1 protein-coding gene is annotated in these 2,136 nt (G+C 32.4%); it reads left to right on the forward strand.

Translation table 11 applies throughout. The features are described 5' to 3' along the window. Positions 1-944 precede the first annotated feature (944 nt). Positions 945-1,679 (forward strand): ZIP family zinc transporter, encoded by a 735-nt coding sequence (locus GXZ93_02760; GenBank protein HHT78704.1) that lies wholly within the window; start codon positions 945-947, stop codon positions 1,677-1,679. Positions 1,680-2,136 lie beyond the last annotated feature (457 nt).

Genomic DNA, 2,136 nt, shown 5'->3' on the forward strand with positions numbered 1-2,136 from the left:
GAAAAACACTGTTTAAATCTTTTATACTAAAGAATTCTTTATGTAATCCTACGAAATAATTTATTAATCCCGTGTCAAGGAAATGAAGTTTTGGAGATTTCTTTTAATTAGATATTATAAGGATGTTCGATTGTGCTGAAAGATACATTAAGTTTATTAACTCAGTCTTTTTAAAAGTTTTTAATGCTTAAGAACCTATCAATATTATTTCAGGATTCGTACACTAGCTGCTTTTGGATTTATGTTCCAAAAGGCGAAAAAGTTCTCTGGATGGTTTGTGAACTTTTCGGAAAATTTTTCTGATAGCTTCCAGGTACAGCCATTGACTGTTTTCGGGTGAAAGCTAGGATATGATGCTCTGATTTTTGAATGCAGCCCAGCCAACACAGATCCTTTGAGGTCTATCTAAGAAGGTTCAGCGCTTTTTTGTAAATATGTCCCTTAACTATAAGTTTATCTATTTTATTATTTATATCTTGTTATTCAAATAATCAGCATGATATATTTATAAAGCACTAAAGTTCATGAGGAAAAACTTATGTAACAGATATATTAATTGTAATAATATCAGCGACGTAAGCATGTTCACAGTAATGACAGAGCTCTGTCATCTGGATCTGCCAATACACAGGTAAGTGATGTAATACCGCTGGCTGAACTGAAAAGCTTAAGAAAACTGTTTTTAAAAGGCAGCAAAGTAACCGATTTCAGCCCGCTTGCCGAAATATATGGTCAGCTTGAGGAAAAAGATTTCGAACTTGGAGACGCATAATTTAGTTCCATTTCAATTTAAAAAATCCGGCTTTTAATATTTGAATCTGTGTTAAATTTTATCCATATACCGTATCACTATATTTTTCTAAAATATAGTGATACATCTTTTGTAATCATATTTATATAAATCAAAATTATATTTTGTAAAACTAATGCTATAATACTTTATTATGATTAGAGTTATTATTTTTGCATTTCTTACCGGTCTTTCGCTGATTCTGGGTGTAATTATCGGCACCTCTTTTAAAATAAAACAAAAAGTAATTGCAGCAATTATGGCATTTGGTGCTGGCGTTATGATATGCGCCTTGACTTTCGGCCTCATGGAAGATGCTTTTAAATTCGGAGGATTTGATGCAATAATTATAGGATTTTTAATCGGAGGCATTGTATTTATTGCCGGTGATTTTTTAATTCATCTTTTGGGGGGACGGCACTATAAAAAGAAAAAACCTTTTAAAGCTATCCGTGAGACAAATGGAAAAGCAATAGTTTTTGGAGCGCTTCTTGACGGAATACCGGAGTCCATCACTTTGGGCATAGCGCTGCTGGATCAGAATGGTATCGGAATATTGATGGTGGCTGCGATTTTTTTATCTAATTTGCCTGAGAGTTTGTCTTCAGTAGATGATCTTGAAAAAGAAGGATTATCAAAAAAGAAGATTTATATAATGTGGCTTATAGTTAGTATGGTTGTAACAATAACAACTATCTTAAGCTACTTTTTTTTAAAAAATCTGAACACTAATATATTAGGTATTATTTTGTCATTTGCAGCCGGATCTATTCTGGCAATGCTTGCTGACAGCATGATTCCTGAAGCTTATGAGGAGGGAGGATATCTCATAGGCTTTTTGACCATTCTTGGTTTTTTGACTGCCTTTATTTTATATAAGGGGACTTGATATGGTTCCCGGTTATGTTTCGCCTTGACTTAACTAAATCTTAACCCGATCGAATATTATTTTTGCAGTCTTTTACGGGTCATATCTTGCAAACATGTCATTTATGAGACATTTCTCCTGATATGACAATATTAATTCTGTCAGATAATTCATCTGTTACCGACTGCCAGGTTAAGGCTGCCAAGTCAAGACTGCCGGGTTAAGGGCTGATTCTAAATAGTTAAAATTATTACAAATTCCCAAAAAATATTATGTACTTCAGTGTGAAATTTTCATTTTTTTTAAAATGACCTTTTCAAAAAATAAGTAATTATCTTCAGGGCAAGAAAGGATGTATTTTATAATTCCAGTAAGAATTTTATTGAATTGAAACAACATATAGTGTATATTTGATATTATTAAACTATATATTGTGCTTAAAGGTATATCTACACAGGTAGATATTAAAAGGGAAACA

The sequence above is a fragment of the Actinomycetota bacterium genome (assembly GCA_012837825.1).
Classification (GTDB): domain Bacteria; phylum Actinomycetota; class Humimicrobiia; order Humimicrobiales; family Humimicrobiaceae; genus Humimicrobium.